This window comes from Cereibacter ovatus (assembly GCF_900207575.1).
GTDB lineage: Bacteria > Pseudomonadota > Alphaproteobacteria > Rhodobacterales > Rhodobacteraceae > Cereibacter_A > Cereibacter_A ovatus.
In genome coordinates this window covers 88,097-104,372 of record NZ_OAOQ01000012.1, presented here as the reverse complement: position 1 = coordinate 104,372, position 16,276 = coordinate 88,097, and the positions used below count along the sequence as shown (strand labels likewise).

The 16,276-nt window shown below is 65.8% G+C and carries 13 protein-coding genes and 1 pseudogene; 6 read left to right on the top strand and 8 right to left on the bottom strand.

Going from position 1 to position 16,276, the window contains the following annotated elements; translation table 11 throughout:
- Positions 1-151 precede the first annotated feature (151 nt).
- A pseudogene (locus CRO07_RS12900) lies at positions 152-345 on the top strand (IS5/IS1182 family transposase); the annotation flags it as partial.
- Positions 346-634: 289 nt separating this feature from the next.
- Here the strand turns inward: CRO07_RS12900 and CRO07_RS12895 are convergent.
- The 6 genes from CRO07_RS12895 to CRO07_RS12870 all read right to left on the bottom strand — a co-directional run bounded on the left by CRO07_RS12895 (position 635) and on the right by CRO07_RS12870 (position 7,418).
- Positions 635-1,732, bottom strand: coding sequence for a flagellar basal body P-ring protein FlgI (locus tag CRO07_RS12895; protein WP_097031101.1), 1,098 nt, complete (start codon positions 1,730-1,732; stop codon positions 635-637).
- The gene (locus tag CRO07_RS12890) at positions 1,729-2,727 is read right to left on the bottom strand and encodes a flagellin (protein WP_097031100.1); all 999 of its coding nucleotides are present in this window, start codon (positions 2,725-2,727) and stop codon (positions 1,729-1,731) included. Before CRO07_RS12890 ends, CRO07_RS12895 begins: the two co-directional genes overlap by 4 nt.
- On the bottom strand, positions 2,728-4,170 hold the full coding sequence (gene flgK, locus CRO07_RS12885) for a flagellar hook-associated protein FlgK (protein WP_097031099.1): 1,443 nt from the start codon (positions 4,168-4,170) through the stop codon (positions 2,728-2,730). It lies immediately after the preceding gene.
- 12 nt (positions 4,171-4,182) lie between these two features.
- On the bottom strand, positions 4,183-5,508 hold the full coding sequence (locus CRO07_RS12880) for a flagellar hook protein FlgE (RefSeq protein WP_097031098.1): 1,326 nt from the start codon (positions 5,506-5,508) through the stop codon (positions 4,183-4,185).
- A 95-nt stretch (positions 5,509-5,603) separates the two neighbouring features.
- Positions 5,604-6,440, bottom strand: a complete 837-nt coding sequence (locus CRO07_RS12875) for a flagellar motor protein MotB (RefSeq protein WP_097031097.1) — start codon at positions 6,438-6,440, stop codon at positions 5,604-5,606.
- A gap of 75 nt (positions 6,441-6,515) precedes the next feature.
- A complete protein-coding gene (locus tag CRO07_RS12870; protein WP_235841000.1) occupies positions 6,516-7,418 on the bottom strand; it encodes a hypothetical protein in 903 nt (300 codons plus the stop codon).
- Between the two features lie 214 nt (positions 7,419-7,632).
- On the opposite strand from CRO07_RS12870, the gene nagA reads away from it, so the two are divergent.
- On the top strand, positions 7,633-8,769 hold the full coding sequence (gene nagA / locus CRO07_RS12865) for an N-acetylglucosamine-6-phosphate deacetylase (RefSeq protein WP_097031095.1): 1,137 nt from the start codon (positions 7,633-7,635) through the stop codon (positions 8,767-8,769).
- Here nagA and CRO07_RS12860 read toward each other — a convergent pair.
- Complete coding sequence (locus CRO07_RS12860; protein ID WP_097031094.1) at positions 8,741-9,655, bottom strand: LysR family transcriptional regulator; 915 nt, start codon at positions 9,653-9,655, stop codon at positions 8,741-8,743. The genes nagA and CRO07_RS12860 overlap by 29 nt on opposite strands.
- Before the next feature lie 79 nt (positions 9,656-9,734).
- Between CRO07_RS12860 and CRO07_RS12855 the strand changes: the two genes are divergently transcribed.
- The 4 genes from CRO07_RS12855 (at position 9,735) to amaB (ending at position 15,719) form a co-directional block, all read left to right on the top strand.
- Positions 9,735-10,946, top strand: a complete 1,212-nt coding sequence (locus tag CRO07_RS12855) for an acyl-CoA dehydrogenase (protein ID WP_097031093.1) — start codon at positions 9,735-9,737, stop codon at positions 10,944-10,946.
- Positions 10,947-11,023: 77 nt separating this feature from the next.
- Positions 11,024-13,207 carry a thiamine pyrophosphate-dependent enzyme gene (locus tag CRO07_RS12850; RefSeq protein WP_097031092.1) on the top strand — a complete coding sequence of 728 codons (2,184 nt, stop codon included), beginning with the start codon at positions 11,024-11,026 and terminating at the stop codon, positions 13,205-13,207.
- Positions 13,204-14,238 carry an ACP S-malonyltransferase gene (locus tag CRO07_RS12845; protein ID WP_097031091.1) on the top strand — a complete coding sequence of 345 codons (1,035 nt, stop codon included), beginning with the start codon at positions 13,204-13,206 and terminating at the stop codon, positions 14,236-14,238. The genes CRO07_RS12850 and CRO07_RS12845 overlap by 4 nt, the downstream gene beginning before the upstream one ends.
- Positions 14,235-15,719: an L-piperidine-6-carboxylate dehydrogenase gene (gene amaB, locus CRO07_RS12840; protein WP_097031090.1), complete on the top strand. Its 1,485-nt coding sequence runs from the start codon at positions 14,235-14,237 to the stop codon at positions 15,717-15,719. The genes CRO07_RS12845 and amaB overlap by 4 nt, the downstream gene beginning before the upstream one ends.
- Here amaB and CRO07_RS12835 read toward each other — a convergent pair.
- Positions 15,716-16,246, bottom strand: coding sequence for a DUF2478 domain-containing protein (locus CRO07_RS12835; RefSeq protein ID WP_097031104.1), 531 nt, complete (start codon positions 16,244-16,246; stop codon positions 15,716-15,718). The two genes, amaB and CRO07_RS12835, sit on opposite strands and share 4 nt — an antisense overlap.
- Positions 16,247-16,276: the final 30 nt, after the last annotated feature.

Genomic DNA, 16,276 nt, shown 5'->3' with positions numbered 1-16,276 from the left:
CGTCAGCGAGCCACGGCGCTTCAGCGCTTCGTTATAGGCCGGCCAGTTCCTGGTCTTGTAGCTCGGGGGGGTCGGTCTGCTCATGCGGCCCTGCTACCACGCCGGATAACACCAGATGAATCCCTCACGTGATTTGTGCAACAGAGCCGGCCAGAGCCCTTATCGACTCGCCGATGGGCCGCTGAACCTGCTGGTAGACAGTACCGGGATCACCTTCCTCGACGACGGCGAATGGCAAGCGTGCAACGCCGACGCCAGTGGGGCAAGGTCCATCTGGCCATGGACACGGCAACTTCGGGCATCCGGGCGGTTGAATTCGCCCCCAGTAGCAACGGTGACAGCCCATTCGTCGGGAAAACAGTCCAGTGGGGGGTGTTGAAGAAACCAGATATGACGGGTGTCCACAGACCGTCTTCTCCGCCATAGCACTCGCAGCTACCGCTATGTTCTGGCCATGAAGGAAGAACGAGATGCCGTAACGGGGCCTGCGCCGCGCCCTACCCGTTCCTGCTGCAGGCCCGAGGGCAAGCTGGCGCCATTCCCGTATCGGATCCTGAAGGAGAGCTGCGGGTTGCAGCTGTTTGTCGGGCTGGATGTGTCGCTGCAGAAGTCCCAACCCTGAAGATGGATTGAATCATTTCACAATAAACTCGGCGTGCAGCGCGCCGGCTGCGTGGATGCTTTTCAGGATATCGATCATGTCGTTAGGCGCCACGCCCAGCGCATTCAACCCGGAGACAACCCGCGAAAGCGTTGTGTCGCCCTGCACTTCGGCAAGACCGGTGCCGGTCTGCTCCTCAATGGAGGCGGAGCTTCGCGGAACGACGATTGTCTCGCCCTTGCTGAACGGGTTGGGCTGAATGACAAGCGGCTGCTCTTCAACGCGAAGGGTCAGCCCGCCTTGGGCCACCGCGACACGGCTGATCCGGACGTCTTCACCCATCACGATCGTCCCTGATCGCTGGTCCACAACGACACGGGCCGCCATCTCGGGCTCCACCGTCAGATTTTCCACCTTCTGCAAAACATGCGCAGCAGAGCGCAGCCGCGTCTGGTCAAGATCAAGTGCAACAGTCCCGGCGTCGAGCATCGTTGCCACGCCACGACCGAGTTCGCGGTTGATCGTCTCTTCGATCCGGCCCGCCGTGGTGAAATCGGCCGTGCGCAGCGCGAGTCGGACATTTCGCAGGCTCGCAAGCTCAAATTCGACTTCACGCTCGACCCGGGCTCCTTCGGGGATCGTTCCCGAGGTCGGAACGCCCTGAACCACACGGGCCGCCTCTCCTTCGGCTGACACCCCGCCGGCAATGATTGCCCCTTGCGCCACGGCATAGATCTGACCGTCGGCGCCGTTCATCGGCGTCATCACCAATGTGCCGCCCAGCAAACTCTTGGCATCCCCAATGGCCGAAACCGTGACGTCGACCTGAGAACCTGCCCGCGCGAACGGTGGAAGTGTAGCCGTCACGAAGACAGCCGCCACGTTCTTTGGCCGATACTGCTCGCCCGTCACGTTGACGCCGAGTCGTTCAAGCAGGTTCGACATGATATCTTCGGTGAACGGGGCGTTTCGCAAACCGTCGCCGGTCCCGTTCAGGCCCACAACCAGTCCGTATCCAACCAGATCGTTGCCGCGAACGCCGTCGAATCGGACCAAGTCCTTGATACGGATCGGACCCGCCGTGGCAGGAAGGGCAAACAGCAGGAATGCAAGCGCAAGCCTAAGCATCAGAGATAATCCACCAGGCTCAGGCGGCTGAGCCGCGATGTCAGACTGTAGAGCGTTTCGATCTGGGTTTGTGTCGACTCGAGCATCGTGGCGGCCTCGTAACTGTCGATGCCCAGCAGATTGGTGCGGGCGATCTGAAGCGAGGTGAGCTCGGCTGCATTCGTGGCGGCTGCGGATTCGATTCGCGTTTCTTGCAAGCCAAGATCTGCGGCAAGCGCAATCCGCGCGCTCTGGTTTTGAAGCAGACGGTCCCCGGCGCGACTGGCAAGATCTGCGCGCTCTGTTGCCGTTCCGGACCAGGAGCCACGTTCGAGGATAGCCCCGAGCGCCAGACCCTTCAAAGTCTCGCGGATCGTGGGATCGTTCGCGGTGATCCGGATCTGTGCCGTCTCAGTCGCGCCGACCGCCATCGGACCCTGCGGATCGCCCCCCTTGTAGCCGGCGGTTGCGTATCCCGCACCATCAAACCATGCGGAAACGGCGGCTTCTACATCTGCGGCCGTTGTTGCCCCGGCGACGGCCAGATCAAGGTCGGCCAGGATCGTTTCGGCGTCGGCCATGGCCGGCTCTTGCGGAAGGTCGCCCGCAAAGATCGACCTGTCGCCCACCCTGGTATTCAGCGCCGAGATCGCGGCGCGAAAGGCGCCATCGGATTGCGAGCCCAGCTGGTCGATGGTCATCGTGGACCCGTTGGTGCCCAGGCTTTTGATATCCAGCGCAAGATCCCGGCTGGCCAGATCGATCGCGCCCAGCGCAGTCTGCATCGCGGCCGCCGCAAGACCGGCCTCGGATGTAAGGGATTTTCTCGCGGTGAGCGTGGCAAGACTGCGGTCGATGCCGGCCAGCGCCCCGAGGTCTCCGCCAACCTGCTTGCGCACGTCGGCGGCCTGACCCGTAACCACCTCGGTCGAAAGGCTTTGTGCCTGTTCCTTGAGGGCCGCGTTCTGGCGCCGGAGCAGGAAGGTTCGGGCCAGATCGCCCAGCGAGACCGCGGTCATTTACATCTCCAGCAGATAAGTGATCAGTTTGTCACAGGCCGTGATGACCTTGGCATTGGCGGCATAGGATCGCTCAAGCAGCAAAAGTTGGGAAAGCTCGTGATCGGTGTCGACGCCGTCGGCAAGCTCGAGAACCCGGAGTTCGTCACTGCGAGCTGCGGCAAAGCTGGTTTCCTGATCTGCCGCGATCAGCGCGGTTGAAACCGATGAGACCGCCTCGGCGGCCAGGCCCGAAAAGCTGAACTTGCCGGCATATGGCCCGCTGGCGGCGGCCTCGCGCGCGTCGAGAGTGCTGACCAGCGCATTAAGCAGGGTCGCATTGCCGCTGGCCCCCTCGGCACTGGCGTTGGCGCCATCCCGAAGGCGCGTCAGCCGGCCGCCGGCCGTTGGGTCCACAGAGGCGTTCAGCGCAATGCGACCTGCAAGGCCGGCCTCGTTGGTGGCAAGAAATTCGGCGCCGCCGTCCGTGAACAGACCGGCGCTGCCGGCGGGTGGCGGATCGGCGGCATCGATCCGACGGATCAGATCGCGGGCGAGGGCATCCAGCCGATCCTGTTCGGCCGGCGCAAGAATATCGCGAACGGCAAAGGCGGCCGTCAAAGAACCTTGACCGAGCATTCCCCCGTCGTCGGTGACCGCGATCGGTCGCCCGTTCAACGTAAGCCCGGACAGGGTGCCAGAACCCAAGGACATCTGGGCCGTCACGACCGGCTTCGCGGAAAAGCCGAACTGGGCGGCATAACCGTCGAGAAGGGCGGTCCCTTCGGTGGTGAACAGGGCGATCTGGCCATTTTCGCGCTGAACCTCGCGGATGGGAACGATCGAGGACAGACTGTCGACAAGCATCTGCCGTTCATCCTCAAGCGCCGAACTGTCGCGGCCGGTGGTGCGGACCTCGGTTATCCGGGCGTTCAGCTCTTTCACCCGGACAAGGGTGGTGTTGAGCTGCTCGACCTGGGTCGCGATATCGGCATCGGCGTCCTGACGGGCCGCCTGCACGGCATCGGAAGCCGCATTCAGCCCCTTGGCCAAGGCATCGGCCGCATCGAACACATTCTGAAGCCGGGCGGTGGATTCGGGCCGGCTGGACGCGGCAAGCAGCGTGGATTCGAAGGCAGCGATCCGCCCAAGCAGCGAACCGCTGCCCGTATCGCCCAGCTGGTCGCCCAGATCCTGAAAAAACGCGGCGCGGGTCTGGCGATCGCCCGTCACCGCATCCGCAATCCTGCGGTCGCCCACAAGGGCCATGTCGATCATGCGGTTGATGTCCACCACGCGGACACCCTGCCCTTCGCTGCCAAGACTGCGCGAGGAAATCTCGAGTTCGCGGCGCGCATAGCCTTCGGTCAGCGCGTTCGCGATATTGTTCGAGACCGTCTCGACCCCGCGGGACGTAACATTCAGGCCCGAAAGCGCATTGGACAGGGCGCCGGTGATGCTCATCGGTCAGGCTCCTTAGCGCTTCATGTTGGTGGTTTCCTGAAGCATCTCGTCCACCGTCTGAATGATCTTGGCATTCGACGAATAGGCGCGCTGGGTCTGGATCAGGCTGGTCAGTTCCTTGGCCATATCGGTGGCCGAGCCTTCGCGCGCATAACCCACGACATCGCCGGTCGGCCCGTCACCGGCATCCCAGAGATAGAAGGCCCCGGAATCGGGCGAAATGGCGAAGGTCTGGTTGTTCAGCGCCATCAACCCGTTGTAGTTTGGCACGTCCACAAGCGGGATCTGATAGATCACGCGGGTGAAGCCCGTGTCGTAGGTCGCCTTGATGAAACCGCCCTCGTCGATCTCGACGCTGGTCAGGTTGCCGACCGGAGAGCCGTCCTTGGTGATCCCGGTCTGCGAAAACTTGCCCGCGACCTGCGTCAGCGCATTTGCGCTGTCGGGTTTGCCCAGCGTCAGCTCGATCGGGCCGCCGTCAACCTGAAGCGTGATCGTTCCGGTCGTGGCGTTCCAGGCCGACGAGGCGCCCGAGACATGGGTCACCCCCGTCGTGGTGAGGGTGCCGCCACCCGTCCGCGCATCGCTGAAGTCAAGCGTATAAGACCCGATGGAGGCACCGCCAGACGCTGAATCGGCAATGTTCATCGTCCATTCGTTGCCATAGTCGCCCGCCGCCGCCCCGATCGTCGGCGTAAAGGTCACCGTCAGCTTTTCCGAGGTGCCGAGGTTCCCGAAATATTCAACCTCGATCGTCAGCGGCTTGACCGTCGCGCCGAATTCGGTCGCTTCCGCGGGAAGGTTCACACCAAGGTTGATCTTTGTCGTCGGGTCGGCAGCCGTCTGGTTCGAGGCGATCACCACGGGTTCCAGCGATGCGATCGAATCGCGCGACTGCGTGGGGATCGTCCCGTCAGAGTTGGCCGGCCAGCCCAGCAGCACCAGCCCGGTATCCGTTTTGAGAACGCCGTTGGGGTCTGTCGCGAACGAGCCGGTCCGCGTCATCAGCAGTGCGTCATTGCCCGACGAGGCGCCAAGAGACGTCTCGGCGATGACCGGCAACATGCCCCGGCCGGAAATCGCAATATCCATCGCATTCGACGTGGAAACGATCGCGCCACTTTCGTCGATCAGGCGCAGGCCGTTCGCTCGGACACCCCCGGCGGAATACATGCCCGAGTTACTGGACTGGGTCAGCACCATGCTTTCGAAATCGGCATCGGCCCGTTTGTAGCCGTAGGTGCCAGAGTTCGCGATGTTGTCGGCGATCGTCGCAAGCTTGGTGGCGTTGGCGGCAAGCCCCGCCACCCCGGCATTGAGCGATGAAGAAATCGACATGAGGTAAGCGCCTTTCTGCTGCTTCGGGCATTGGTCACCCGAAACTGCGCGCGGCGGCTTAACACCGGGCTAACAGCGCCCGGTCTCAAGGGCGATCATCGGTCTCTTCTAAGAAGAATGACTTCAATTCGATTGTTTCTGACCGCCGTCGGGTCGGGCGTGACCGTCTTGCGGTCGGCAAAACCCGAAATCCGTTGCATCCGCTCGGCCGGCAGGCCCGCCGATTCGAGAAGCCCGCGCATCCGTTGCGCCCGTGCGGCCGAGACATCCCAGACCGGATTCCGGATCAGCGTGATCGGATAGCTGCGGATGTGGCCGTTGACCGCAATCCGGTTCGACGTGATCGGCAGGATCTCGGCCAGAAGCCGGACAATGGCGTTCAGCACAGGCTCTGGCTCGGAGGTGTCGCCAAAATACAGCGGCACTTCGGGCAGGTCGAAGATCTCGATCACCAGACCTTCGTCGGTGATGCGCGTCACGACGTGGCGCAACAGGCGCTGCATCGTCATGCTTTCGCCGGTCTTGGCGCGCAGAAGCTTTTCAACCTCTTCCAGTTTGGCCTGTTCCTCGGCGGCATCGCCCTTCTGGCCAGCCTCGCCGCGGGCCTGTCGCTGCTCGGACGCGTTGTCGTTCACCGCGCCGCTGCCGGTCTGGGTCATCGTCTGTTCATGGAACACCGAATCGCCGCCGAAGGCGCCCTCACCGCCGCCCGAGATCCTGTTCATCGGGATCGTCGGATTGAAATAATCCGCAAGACCCTTGCGCTGTTTTTCTGTCGTCGCGTTCAGCAGCCACATCAGCATGAAGAAAGCCATCATGGCTGTCACGAAGTCGGCATAGGCAACCTTCCACGCCCCACCGTGGTGACCGCCACCGTTCGTGACCTTCTTCCGCTTGATGACGACTGGCGCGGCATTTGACTGCCCGGCCATTCCGCTCACCCATAGTTTCACACCCATGTCGAGTGTTACAGGATGCGGGTGAATCCCGACTTAACCTTCGGTATTTTAAAGGTCTTGTGTCGCGGCGTGCAGGGCAAGCCTCATCCGCGTCACAAGGCCGATCTGGGCATAGTCGGCGCAAAACTGCTGCGCAGCGCGACGGCTGAGGCCAGCCTCAAGCCGGACGCCCTCGGCCACCTGCGGCGCCAGCAGCCTTTCGCGCCCATCGATGGCGCGTGTCGCAAGGAAATCGGCCAGATCCGCCTGACTCATGCCGCGGCTTCCCGCCAGAATCAGGTCGAACCGCTGGAAGTCGCGGTTCAGCGCATGAACGCAGTTGCCGTGGCGCGCCACCAACAGCGCCGCCGTTCGCGCATCAAGCGCCGCGGCGACCGCCCCGCTGAACGGGCAGCGCGCAAGACCAAGCTGGCGCAAAAGCCGCATCAGGTCCGTCGAAGCGACCTGCCCCGCCTTCAGGAACAGGTCATAGCGGGCCGAGGCGGGGTTCGAGATCGCAACCCGAAGCGCACTCACCGGACGCAACCGGCGCTGCACCCCCTCGGCCTTGCGGGCGGTTCGACGAAGGATCAGTCCGGTCGGCTCGGCCAGACCGCTCAGAACCGCCTCGGGCGTCATCCGCAGCAGCCGGGCAAGATGCGCAACCGTCGCCGCCGGCACTTCGCGCAACGGCTGAAGCGCGATCTCGACAGGGATATCCGGTGCCGGGCTTCCGACCGGATCAAGCCGTACCGTGACGCCAATCGCAGAAAGAAGCGCCAAAAGTCGTTGGGCGACATCCGCAGGCGCCGTCTCGGCCAAGATCAAGGCGCTGCGCCCCATCCGCTGCACCACCTCGCTGCGGTCAAGGCCCAGATGCGAGGCCAGAAGGCCAACCGCCCCACACGAATGCCGCGTGGCGCCGACGAACGTCATGCGCAACTGACCGCTCGGCGGCACAGGGACAGGCATGGCTTGCACCTTGATTTGTTAGGTCGGCTTGCCGTGGACCAAGTGCGGAGACCTTACCAGAGGCGGAAACTGTCCGTCAAACCGCAAGATATTTACACATTTCAACTTTTTCGTCGCACCGGCGCTGTGGACCCGCCGGCGGCCCGGTCCGCGCTGCCTTGCGCGGGGGGCGGGCGGCGACTAGCTTCCACGACCAATCCCGCAAGAGGCGCACATGATCCAGATCCTTGCCGGTGCCAAGCTGTTCGACGGCAACACTTTCCACAAGGGCAAGGCGCTGGTCCTTCGCGGTGGCCGCATTGCCGAAATCGTTGGCGACGACGCCCTGCCCGAAGGCCGGATCGACATGCTGGACGGCATCCTTGCCCCCGGGCTGATCGACCTTCAGGTGAATGGCGGCGGCGGCGTGATGCTGGACGGCGGGGCGACGGCGGAAACCCTGCGCATCCTTTGCGCGACTCAGGAACGGCTTGGAGTGCTGCATGTCCTGCCGACGCTGATCACCGCCACGCCCGAGGCGACACGCCGGGTGATCGACCTTGCGGCAAAGACCGCCGCCATCCCCGGCTTTCTGGGGCTGCATCTGGAAGGTCCGCACCTCGATCCACGCCGCAAGGGTGCGCATGACCCGGCGCTGATCCGGCCGATGACCGATGCGGATCTGGCACTTTATCTTGGCGCGGCCCGCGCGCTGCCGACGCTGATGATCACGCTTTCCCCCTCGGCTGCAACCCCGGACCAGATCCGGGCGCTTGCCGCGGCGGGCGTGACGGTCAGCCTTGGCCACAGCGACTGCACCATGGCCGAGGCCCGCGCGGCATTTGCCGCCGGCGCCGCCTGCGTCACCCATCTGTTCAACGCGATGAGCCCCCTCGGCCACCGAGAGCCTGGTCTGCCCGGCGCCGCCCTGACCAGCGACGTGCCGACAGGCGTGATCGCGGATGGCATCCATGTCGCGCCCGAGATGCTGCGCATCGCCCTTGCTGCCAAACCCCGCGGGCTGTTTCTGGTCTCTGACGCGATGGCCGTCGCGGGAACGAACCTTGCCAGCTTCACCCTGAACGGCCGCCAGATCCTGCGCCGGAACGGTAGCCTGACACTACAGGATGGCACACTTGCCGGCGCCGACCTGACACTTCCGCAGGCGATCCGCAGCCTTGTCGCGCTGGGCGTTTCGGCACAGCGGGCGCTGGCCATGGCCACCGCCGCCCCGGCCGCCGCCCTGCACCGCGCTGACCTTGGCCGTCTGGCACCCGACCTGCCCGCAGATCTGGTGCTGTTTGGACATGATCTGAACCCCACCGCAATCTGGCGCGCAGGCGTCAGACAAGACCTTCCGTCTCGGCTTTAAGCCAGTCGCGGAACGCCGCCAGCGGCGGATGCGCGTCCCGGCCCTCGGGCCAGACCAGCCAGTAGGCGTGGCGCCCCTCGACCGGCCCACCAAAGGCCGGCAGCAGCGCACCCTCGGCCAAGGCCGGCCGGGCCAGAAACTCGGGCAGCAGCGCCACCCCGATGCCATGGATCGCCGCCTGCATCATCGTGGCGAACTGGTCGAACACCATGCCGCGCGGCGGTGCGGCGCCCACCCCATGATGCGCGAACCAGTTGGCCCAGCCCCGGGGCCGGGTCTCAAGCGTCAGAAGCGGCAGCGTCAGCAGATCCGCCGCCGCCCTTACCGGATGGGCGGCCAGAAATCCCGGCGCCGCCACCGCCACCACACCTTCGCCGAACAGCCGCAGATGCCCGGCACGCGGCCATGTCGGGCTGCCGAAATGAATGGCCGCGTCGAACTCCTCGCCCTCGAAGTCAAAAGGCTTCAGCCGGGTCGCAAGGTTGATCGTCACCCCCGGATGTGCCTTCAGAAATCCCGGCAACCGCGGCGCCAGCCAATGCGTGCCGAACGTCGGCAGGATCGCCAGCGCCAACACCCCCCCATCGGGGTTCGCACCCAGCCGCAGTGACGCCCGCCCGATGATGTCCAGCGCCCGCCGAACCTCGTCGGCATAGACCAGCGCCGCCTGCGTGGGCTTCAGCCGCTTTCGCTGCCGCAGAAACAGCAGAACGCCCAACTGCGCCTCAAGCGCCTGCACCAGCCGACTGACCGTGCCCTGCGTCAGATCCAGCTCGCGCGCCGCCGCCGCGGTCGACCCCGTCCGCGCCACCGCCTCGAAGGCCGCAAGCTGCCCCACCGGCGGAAGATAGCGCCTCGCAAACGCCACTTGATGCACTCCTTGCATAAACTTCGGCAAAATTAGCGTTATATCCACCCCGGATGAAGCGGTATCTGCCGGGAAACGCCATCTGTCAGAGGACGCCATGCCGGACCTGAAAGCAAAAGACGCCCCCGATCTTGGCCGCTTCGACTGGGAAGACCCGTTCCGCCTTGACCTGCAACTGTCCGAGGAAGAACGGATGATGCGCGACAGCGCCCGCGCCTATGCGCAGGAAAAGCTGGCGCCCCGGGTGACAGCCGCCTACCGCGACGAACAGACCGACCCGACAATCTTCCGCGAAATGGGCGCCATGGGCCTTCTGGGCGCCACCATCCCCGAGGAATACGGCGGCCTCGGTGCCTCTTACGTCGCCTACGGCCTGATCGCGCGTGAAATCGAAAGGGTGGATTCCGGCTACCGCTCGATGATGTCGGTGCAATCCTCGCTGGTGATGTATCCGGTCTACGCCTACGGGTCCGAAGAACAGCGACGGAAATACCTTCCCGGCCTTGCCTCGGGCGAGCTGATCGGCTGCTTCGGCCTGACCGAACCCGACGCCGGCTCTGACCCCGCCGGGATGAAAACCACCGCCCGGAAAACCGCCACCGGCTATGTGCTGAACGGCTCGAAGATGTGGATCTCGAACGCGCCGATCGCGGATCTGTTCGTGGTCTGGGCCAAATCCGAAGCCCATGGCGGTAAGATCCGCGGCTTCCTGCTGGAAAAGGGCACCCCCGGCCTCTCGACACCGAAAATCGGCGGCAAACTCTCGCTCCGCGCCTCGATCACCGGCGAAATCGTGATGGACGGCGTCGAAGTCGCTGAAACCGCCCTTCTTCCCAATGTCGAGGGACTCAAGGGCCCGTTCGGCTGCCTGAACCGCGCCCGCTACGGCATCAGCTGGGGCGTCCTTGGCGCCGCCGAAGCCTGCCTTTCCGCCGCGCGCCAATACGGCCTTGACCGCAAACAGTTCAACCGCCCGCTGGCCCAGACCCAGCTCTATCAGTTGAAACTTGCCAACATGATGACCGACATCGCGCTGGGCCTTCAGGCCAGCCTTCGCGTCGGCCGCCTGCTCGACGAAGCCAACGCCGCCCCCGAGATGATCTCGATCATCAAACGCAGCAACTGCGGCAAGGCGCTCGAAGCCGCGCGCCACGCCCGCGACATGCACGGCGGCAACGGCATCCAGGAAGATTTCCACGTCATGCGCCACATGGCGAACCTTGAAACCGTCAACACCTACGAAGGCACCCACGACGTCCACGCCCTGATCCTCGGCCGCGCCATCACCGGGCTGCAAGCCTTCTTCTGACTTTCATTCTGGCAAAAATATCCCCGCCGGAGGCTCCGACCCTTCCCCCGGAACCTCCGCCGGCCACAAAGGCCCCCATGCCCCGCTCGCTGATCGTCCACGAGAATTTCCTTGCCCGCATAAAGGCCCGCGACCTCCCGCCCGGGCCGCTGCCCACGCCGGGTCTTGCCGCGCATGAACTGGTCTCGCTCTTTCGCAGCCAGTGTGTGTCACGCGCGCTCGACCGCACCAGCCGCGCGATGCAGAAGGCCGGACAGGGCTTCTACACCATCGGCTCGTCGGGGCACGAGGGCATGGCCGCCGTGGCCCATGCGCTGCGCCCGACCGACATGGCGTTCCTGCATTACCGCGACGCGGCCTTTCAGATCGCCCGCGCCGCGCAACTGGGGCAAAGCATCGCCTGGGACATGCTGCTGTCCTTTGCCTCGTCCTCGGAAGATCCGATCTCGGGCGGGCGGCACAAGGTTCTGGGGTCGAAGGCGCTGATGATCCCGCCGCAGACCTCGACCATCGCCAGCCATCTGCCGAAAGCCGTGGGTGCGGCCTATTCGCTGGGCCTTGCGCGCCGCCGTCCGCCCGAACACCGCGCCCTGCCGGAAGATGCGATCGTCATGGCCAGCTTTGGCGATGCCTCGGCCAACCACTCGACCGCGCAGGGCGCCTTCAACACCGCCGGCTGGACCGCCTTCCAGTCCGTGCCCCTGCCGATCCTGTTCGTCTGCGAAGACAACGGCATCGGCATCTCGACCAAGACCCCGAATGGCTGGATCGAGGCCAGCTTTCAGTCCCGCCCCGGCCTTCAGTATTTCCGCGCCGATGGCCTCGATATAACAAATACTTACGCGGTAGCTGCGGCTGCCGCCGCCCATGTCCGCGACCGACGCAAGCCCGCCTTTCTGCACCTGTCGACCGTCCGGCTTTACGGCCATGCCGGCGCCGATCTGCCCACCACCTACCTGTCCCGCGAAGAGGTCGAGGCCGGGGAAGCCAACGATCCGCTGTTGCACTCGGTCAGGCTGTTGGATCAGGCCGGCGCGCTGTCCCCGGACGAGGCGCTGGCGATCTATCTGGAAACGCAGGCCCGCGTGGACCGTGTCGCCGCCGAGGCCGTCACCCGCCCCCGCCTGCGCACCGCCCCCGAGGTGATGGTCAGCCTGATCCCGCCGCCGCGGCCCTGCAAGCCCACCAACGGCCCCGCGCCCGATGCCCGCGCCGCGGCCTTCGGCCCCGATCTGAAGGCCATGGCCGAACCCCAGCCGATGAGCCGGCTTTTGAACTGGGCGCTCACCGACCTGATGCTGGCCCATCCCGAGGTGGTGCTGATGGGCGAGGATATCGGCCGCAAGGGCGGGGTCTATGGCGTCACCCAGAAGCTTCAGGCCCGCTTTGGCGCCGACCGGGTGATCGACACGCTGCTGGATGAACAATCCATCCTTGGCCTTGGCATCGGGCTGGCCCACAACGGCTTTCTGCCGATCCCGGAAATCCAGTTCCTCGCCTATCTGCACAACGCCGAGGACCAGATCCGCGGCGAGGCCGCCACCCTGCCCTTCTTCTCGAACGGACAATATGCCAATCCGATGGTGCTGCGGATCGCGGGCCTTGGCTATCAGAAGGGCTTTGGCGGTCATTTCCATAACGATAACTCCATCGCCGTGCTGCGCGACATTCCGGGGCTGATCCTTGCTTGCCCCTCGACCGGCGCCGAGGCCGCGATGATGCTGCGCGAATGTGCGCGCCTTGCCCGCGAGGAACAGCGGCTGGTGGTGTTTCTGGAGCCGATCGCGCTTTATCCCATGCGCGACCTGCTGGACGACAAGGACGGCCGATGGATGCAGACCTATCCCGACCCGTCCCAGCGCATCGGTCTGGGCCAGATCGGCATGGCAGGCGACGGGAAGGATCTGGCCATCGTCACCTATGGCAACGGCAACTATCTGTCACATCAAGCGAATTTCGCGCTTCGTAAAAATCGCGTCGCCACCCGGATCATCGACCTGCGCTGGCTGGCCCCCCTGCCCGTCCCGGCCATGCTGGACGCCGTGCGGGATTGCGCCGCCGTTCTGGTGGTGGACGAATGTCGCCGCTCGGCCGGGGGGCCGGCCGAGGCGTTGATGACCGCGCTGGCCGAAGCCGGCCACCGCCGCATCGCCCGCGTCACTGCCGAAGACAGCTTTATCGCCACCGGCCCGGCCTATGCCGCCACCCTGCCGTCGCGCGATGGCATCGTGGCGGCGGCTCTGGAACTGGTGCGGGCATGAGGATCGTCGTCGTCTGCCCCGGCCGCGGCACCTATACCAGGACCGAGCTTGGATCGCTGTCGCACCTTCACCCCGACAAGGCGGATCTGTTCGCCCGGTTCGACGCCCGCCGCCGCGCGCTGGGGCAGGACACGCTGGCCGATCTGGATGGCGCCGCCAGCTATTCCGTCGCCCGCCACACCCGGGGCGACAATGCCTCGGCGCTGATCTATGCCGCCAGTCTTGCCGATGTCCTGTCGTTGCGCGGGGTCGAGGTGGTGGCCGTCACCGGCAATTCCATGGGCTGGTATACCGCGCTGGCCTGCGGTGGCGCGCTGACCGCCGACGATGGCTTTCATGTCGTCAACACCATGGGCACGCTGATGCAAGGCGCGCTGATCGGTGGCCAGATCGTCCACCCGACCATGGCCGAGGACTGGCGCCCCTGTGCTCTGCGCAAGGCGCAACTTCTGGCGCTGGCCGAAAAGATCGCCGCGCGTCCGGGGCGGGTCTTGTCGCTGTCAATCGATCTGGGCGGGATGCTGGTTCTGGCCGGAAATGCCGAAGGTCTGGCAGATTTCGAGACCGAGGTTCCCCCCGAGCAGGGCCGCTTTCCGATGCGGCTGGCCAATCACGCGGCCTTTCACACCGCGCTTCAGGCCCCGGTGGCCGAACAGGGCCGCGCGGCGCTGCCCGAAAGCCTGTTCCGCCAGCCCGATCTGCCCCTGATCGACGGGCGCGGCGCGGTCTGGTGGCCGCGGGCCACCGACACCCGCGCCCTTCGCGCCTATACGCTGGGCCATCAGGTGACAGAGCCCTATGATTTCACCCGCGCAATTGCCACCGCCGCCCGCGAATTCGCGCCGGATGCCTTCGTGGTGCCCGGCCCCGGCACCACGCTGGGCGGTGCGGTGGCGCAAAGCCTGATCCTTGCGGGCTGGCGCGGGCTGACCTGCAAGGCCGATTTCCAGACCCGGCAAGCCGAAAGCCCCATCCTGATCGCGATGGGGCGCAAGGATCAGCGCGGGCTTGTCACAGGAGGATCACGATGACGGAACTGTTCGATGCCCTTGGGCTGACAGAGGCGGTGACGGGCGGCCCGCTGGCGGTTCATTCGCCGATCGACGGGGCGCGGATCGCCTCGGTTGCGGTGACCGATCCGGCGGACATGCCGGCGGTCATCGCCCGCGCGCAGGCGGCGTTTCGGCTGTGGCGCGAGGTTCCGGCCCCGCGTCGTGGCGAACTGGTCCGATTGCTGGGCGAGGAACTGCGCGCCGCCAAGGCCGATCTGGGCGCGCTGGTGACGCTGGAAGCCGGCAAGATCGCCTCGGAAGGGCTGGGCGAGGTGCAAGAGATGATCGACATCTGCGATTTCGCGGTGGGTCTCTCGCGGCAGCTTTACGGGTTGACCATCGCCTCGGAACGCCCCGGCCACCGGATGATGGAGACATGGCAGCCGATGGGCCCCTGTGCCGTCATTTCCGCCTTCAACTTCCCCGTCGCGGTCTGGGCGTGGAATGCGGCACTGGCGCTGGTCTGCGGCGATCCGGTGATCTGGAAGCCGTCGGAAAAGACCCCGCTGACGGCCATGGCCTCGATGCGAATCCTGAACCGGGCGCTGGCACGGTTTGGCGATGCGCCCGAAGGGCTGGTGCAACTGGTGGTGGGCGGACCACAGATTGGCGAGGCGCTGGTGACCTCGGCCGATGTGCCGATCGTTTCGGCCACGGGATCGACCCGGATGGGGCGGATCGTCGGGCCAAAGGTGGCCGAACGCTTCGGGCGCGCGATTCTGGAGTTGGGCGGCAACAACGCGATGATCGTGGCGCCCTCGGCCGATCTGGACATGGCGGTGCGGGCCATCGTCTTTTCCGCGGTGGGCACGGCCGGGCAACGCTGCACCACGTTGCGGCGGCTGATCGTGCATCACTCGATCCGCGACGAACTGATGGGCCGGTTGCTGCGGGCCTATGCCTCGCTTCCGGTCGGCGATCCGCGGGCGCCGGGAACGCTGGTCGGGCCGCTGATCGACGAAGGGTCGCGCAGCCGGATGCTGGCCGCGCTGGATCGTGCCCGCGCCGAGGGCGGCGAGGTGCATGGCGGCGCCCCGGTCGAGGGGGTGCCGGGCGGAGCCTACATCCGACCCGCCATCGTGCTGATGCCCGCCCAGACCGGGGTGGTGCGCGAAGAGACCTTTGCCCCGATCCTGTATGTCATGGGCTATGACACGCTGGATCAGGCCATCGCGATGCAGAATGACGTGCCGCAGGGCCTGTCGTCCTGCATCTTCACCCTGAACCTGCGCGAGGCCGAGGCGTTCCTGTCGGCTGCCGGGTCCGACTGCGGCATCGCCAATGTGAACATCGGCCCGTCGGGCGCCGAGATCGGCGGTGCCTTCGGCGGCGAGAAGGACACCGGCGGCGGGCGCGAAAGCGGGTCGGACGCGTGGCGCGGCTACATGCGGCGGCAGACCAATACGGTGAACTGGTCGGCCAGCCTGCCGCTGGCGCAGGGGGTGCGGTTCGACTTCTAGGCCGGGTGGGCAAGGGCGGTGCGGCACCAGTGCAGCACTGCCCCAAGCTCGGCGGGAAGGGTCCGGGCCAGACCGCCGGTGAAGTCCTGCCATGCCGGGGCGCTGGCTTCGCGGACGGCGACAAGGACAGGGATCTGCAATTCGCAGGCGCGGGCGATCACCGCGCGCAGGCCCTCGCCCTCGACCTCGGCCTTGCCGAAGCGGGGGATCACCAGCAGGTCGGGCCGCCCATTCAGCGCCGCCAGCGCCACGGCGGCGGCCTCGGCCAGCCCGCGCGGGTCCAGCTTGCAGCCATGCGAGCCGGGTCCAAGCCGCTGGGTGATGCCATGGCTGCCGCCGCCCGCCAGATCGGACAGCCGGACGTCGCCACCGCCGCGGGCCTGAAGAAAGCCCGCGAGCCGGAACCCCTCGGCCCGCAGGTTGCAGACCACCGCGTGCAGCAGCGCGTCGATGTCGATGTCGATGCCGGGGCGGATCGGGATCGACGCGACCGGCAGCAGGTCTGTCGCCTCGTGGGTTCGGGTCATCTGGTTCATCCCTTTTGCCGCCCCTGCCTG

Bases quoted from the DNA above. Each gene is read 5' to 3' on its own strand.
- CRO07_RS12890 (WP_097031100.1), bottom strand. From the start codon at position 2,727: ATGACCGCGGTCTCGCTGGGCGATCTGGCCCGAACCTTCCTGCTCCGG.
- flgK (WP_097031099.1), bottom strand. From the start codon at position 4,170: ATGAGCATCACCGGCGCCCTGTCCAATGCGCTTTCGGGCCTGAATGTT.
- CRO07_RS12880 (WP_097031098.1), bottom strand. From the start codon at position 5,508: ATGTCGATTTCTTCATCGCTCAATGCCGGGGTGGCGGGGCTTGCCGCC.
- CRO07_RS12875 (WP_097031097.1), bottom strand. From the start codon at position 6,440: ATGGCCGGGCAGTCAAATGCCGCGCCAGTCGTCATCAAGCGGAAGAAG.
- CRO07_RS12870 (WP_235841000.1), bottom strand. From the start codon at position 7,418: ATGCCTGTCCCTGTGCCGCCGAGCGGTCAGTTGCGCATGACGTTCGTC.
- nagA (WP_097031095.1), top strand. From the start codon at position 7,633: ATGATCCAGATCCTTGCCGGTGCCAAGCTGTTCGACGGCAACACTTTC.
- CRO07_RS12860 (WP_097031094.1), bottom strand. From the start codon at position 9,655: ATGCAAGGAGTGCATCAAGTGGCGTTTGCGAGGCGCTATCTTCCGCCG.
- CRO07_RS12855 (WP_097031093.1), top strand. From the start codon at position 9,735: ATGCCGGACCTGAAAGCAAAAGACGCCCCCGATCTTGGCCGCTTCGAC.
- CRO07_RS12850 (WP_097031092.1), top strand. From the start codon at position 11,024: ATGCCCCGCTCGCTGATCGTCCACGAGAATTTCCTTGCCCGCATAAAG.
- CRO07_RS12845 (WP_097031091.1), top strand. From the start codon at position 13,204: ATGAGGATCGTCGTCGTCTGCCCCGGCCGCGGCACCTATACCAGGACC.
- amaB (WP_097031090.1), top strand. From the start codon at position 14,235: ATGACGGAACTGTTCGATGCCCTTGGGCTGACAGAGGCGGTGACGGGC.
- CRO07_RS12835 (WP_097031104.1), bottom strand. From the start codon at position 16,246: ATGACCCGAACCCACGAGGCGACAGACCTGCTGCCGGTCGCGTCGATC.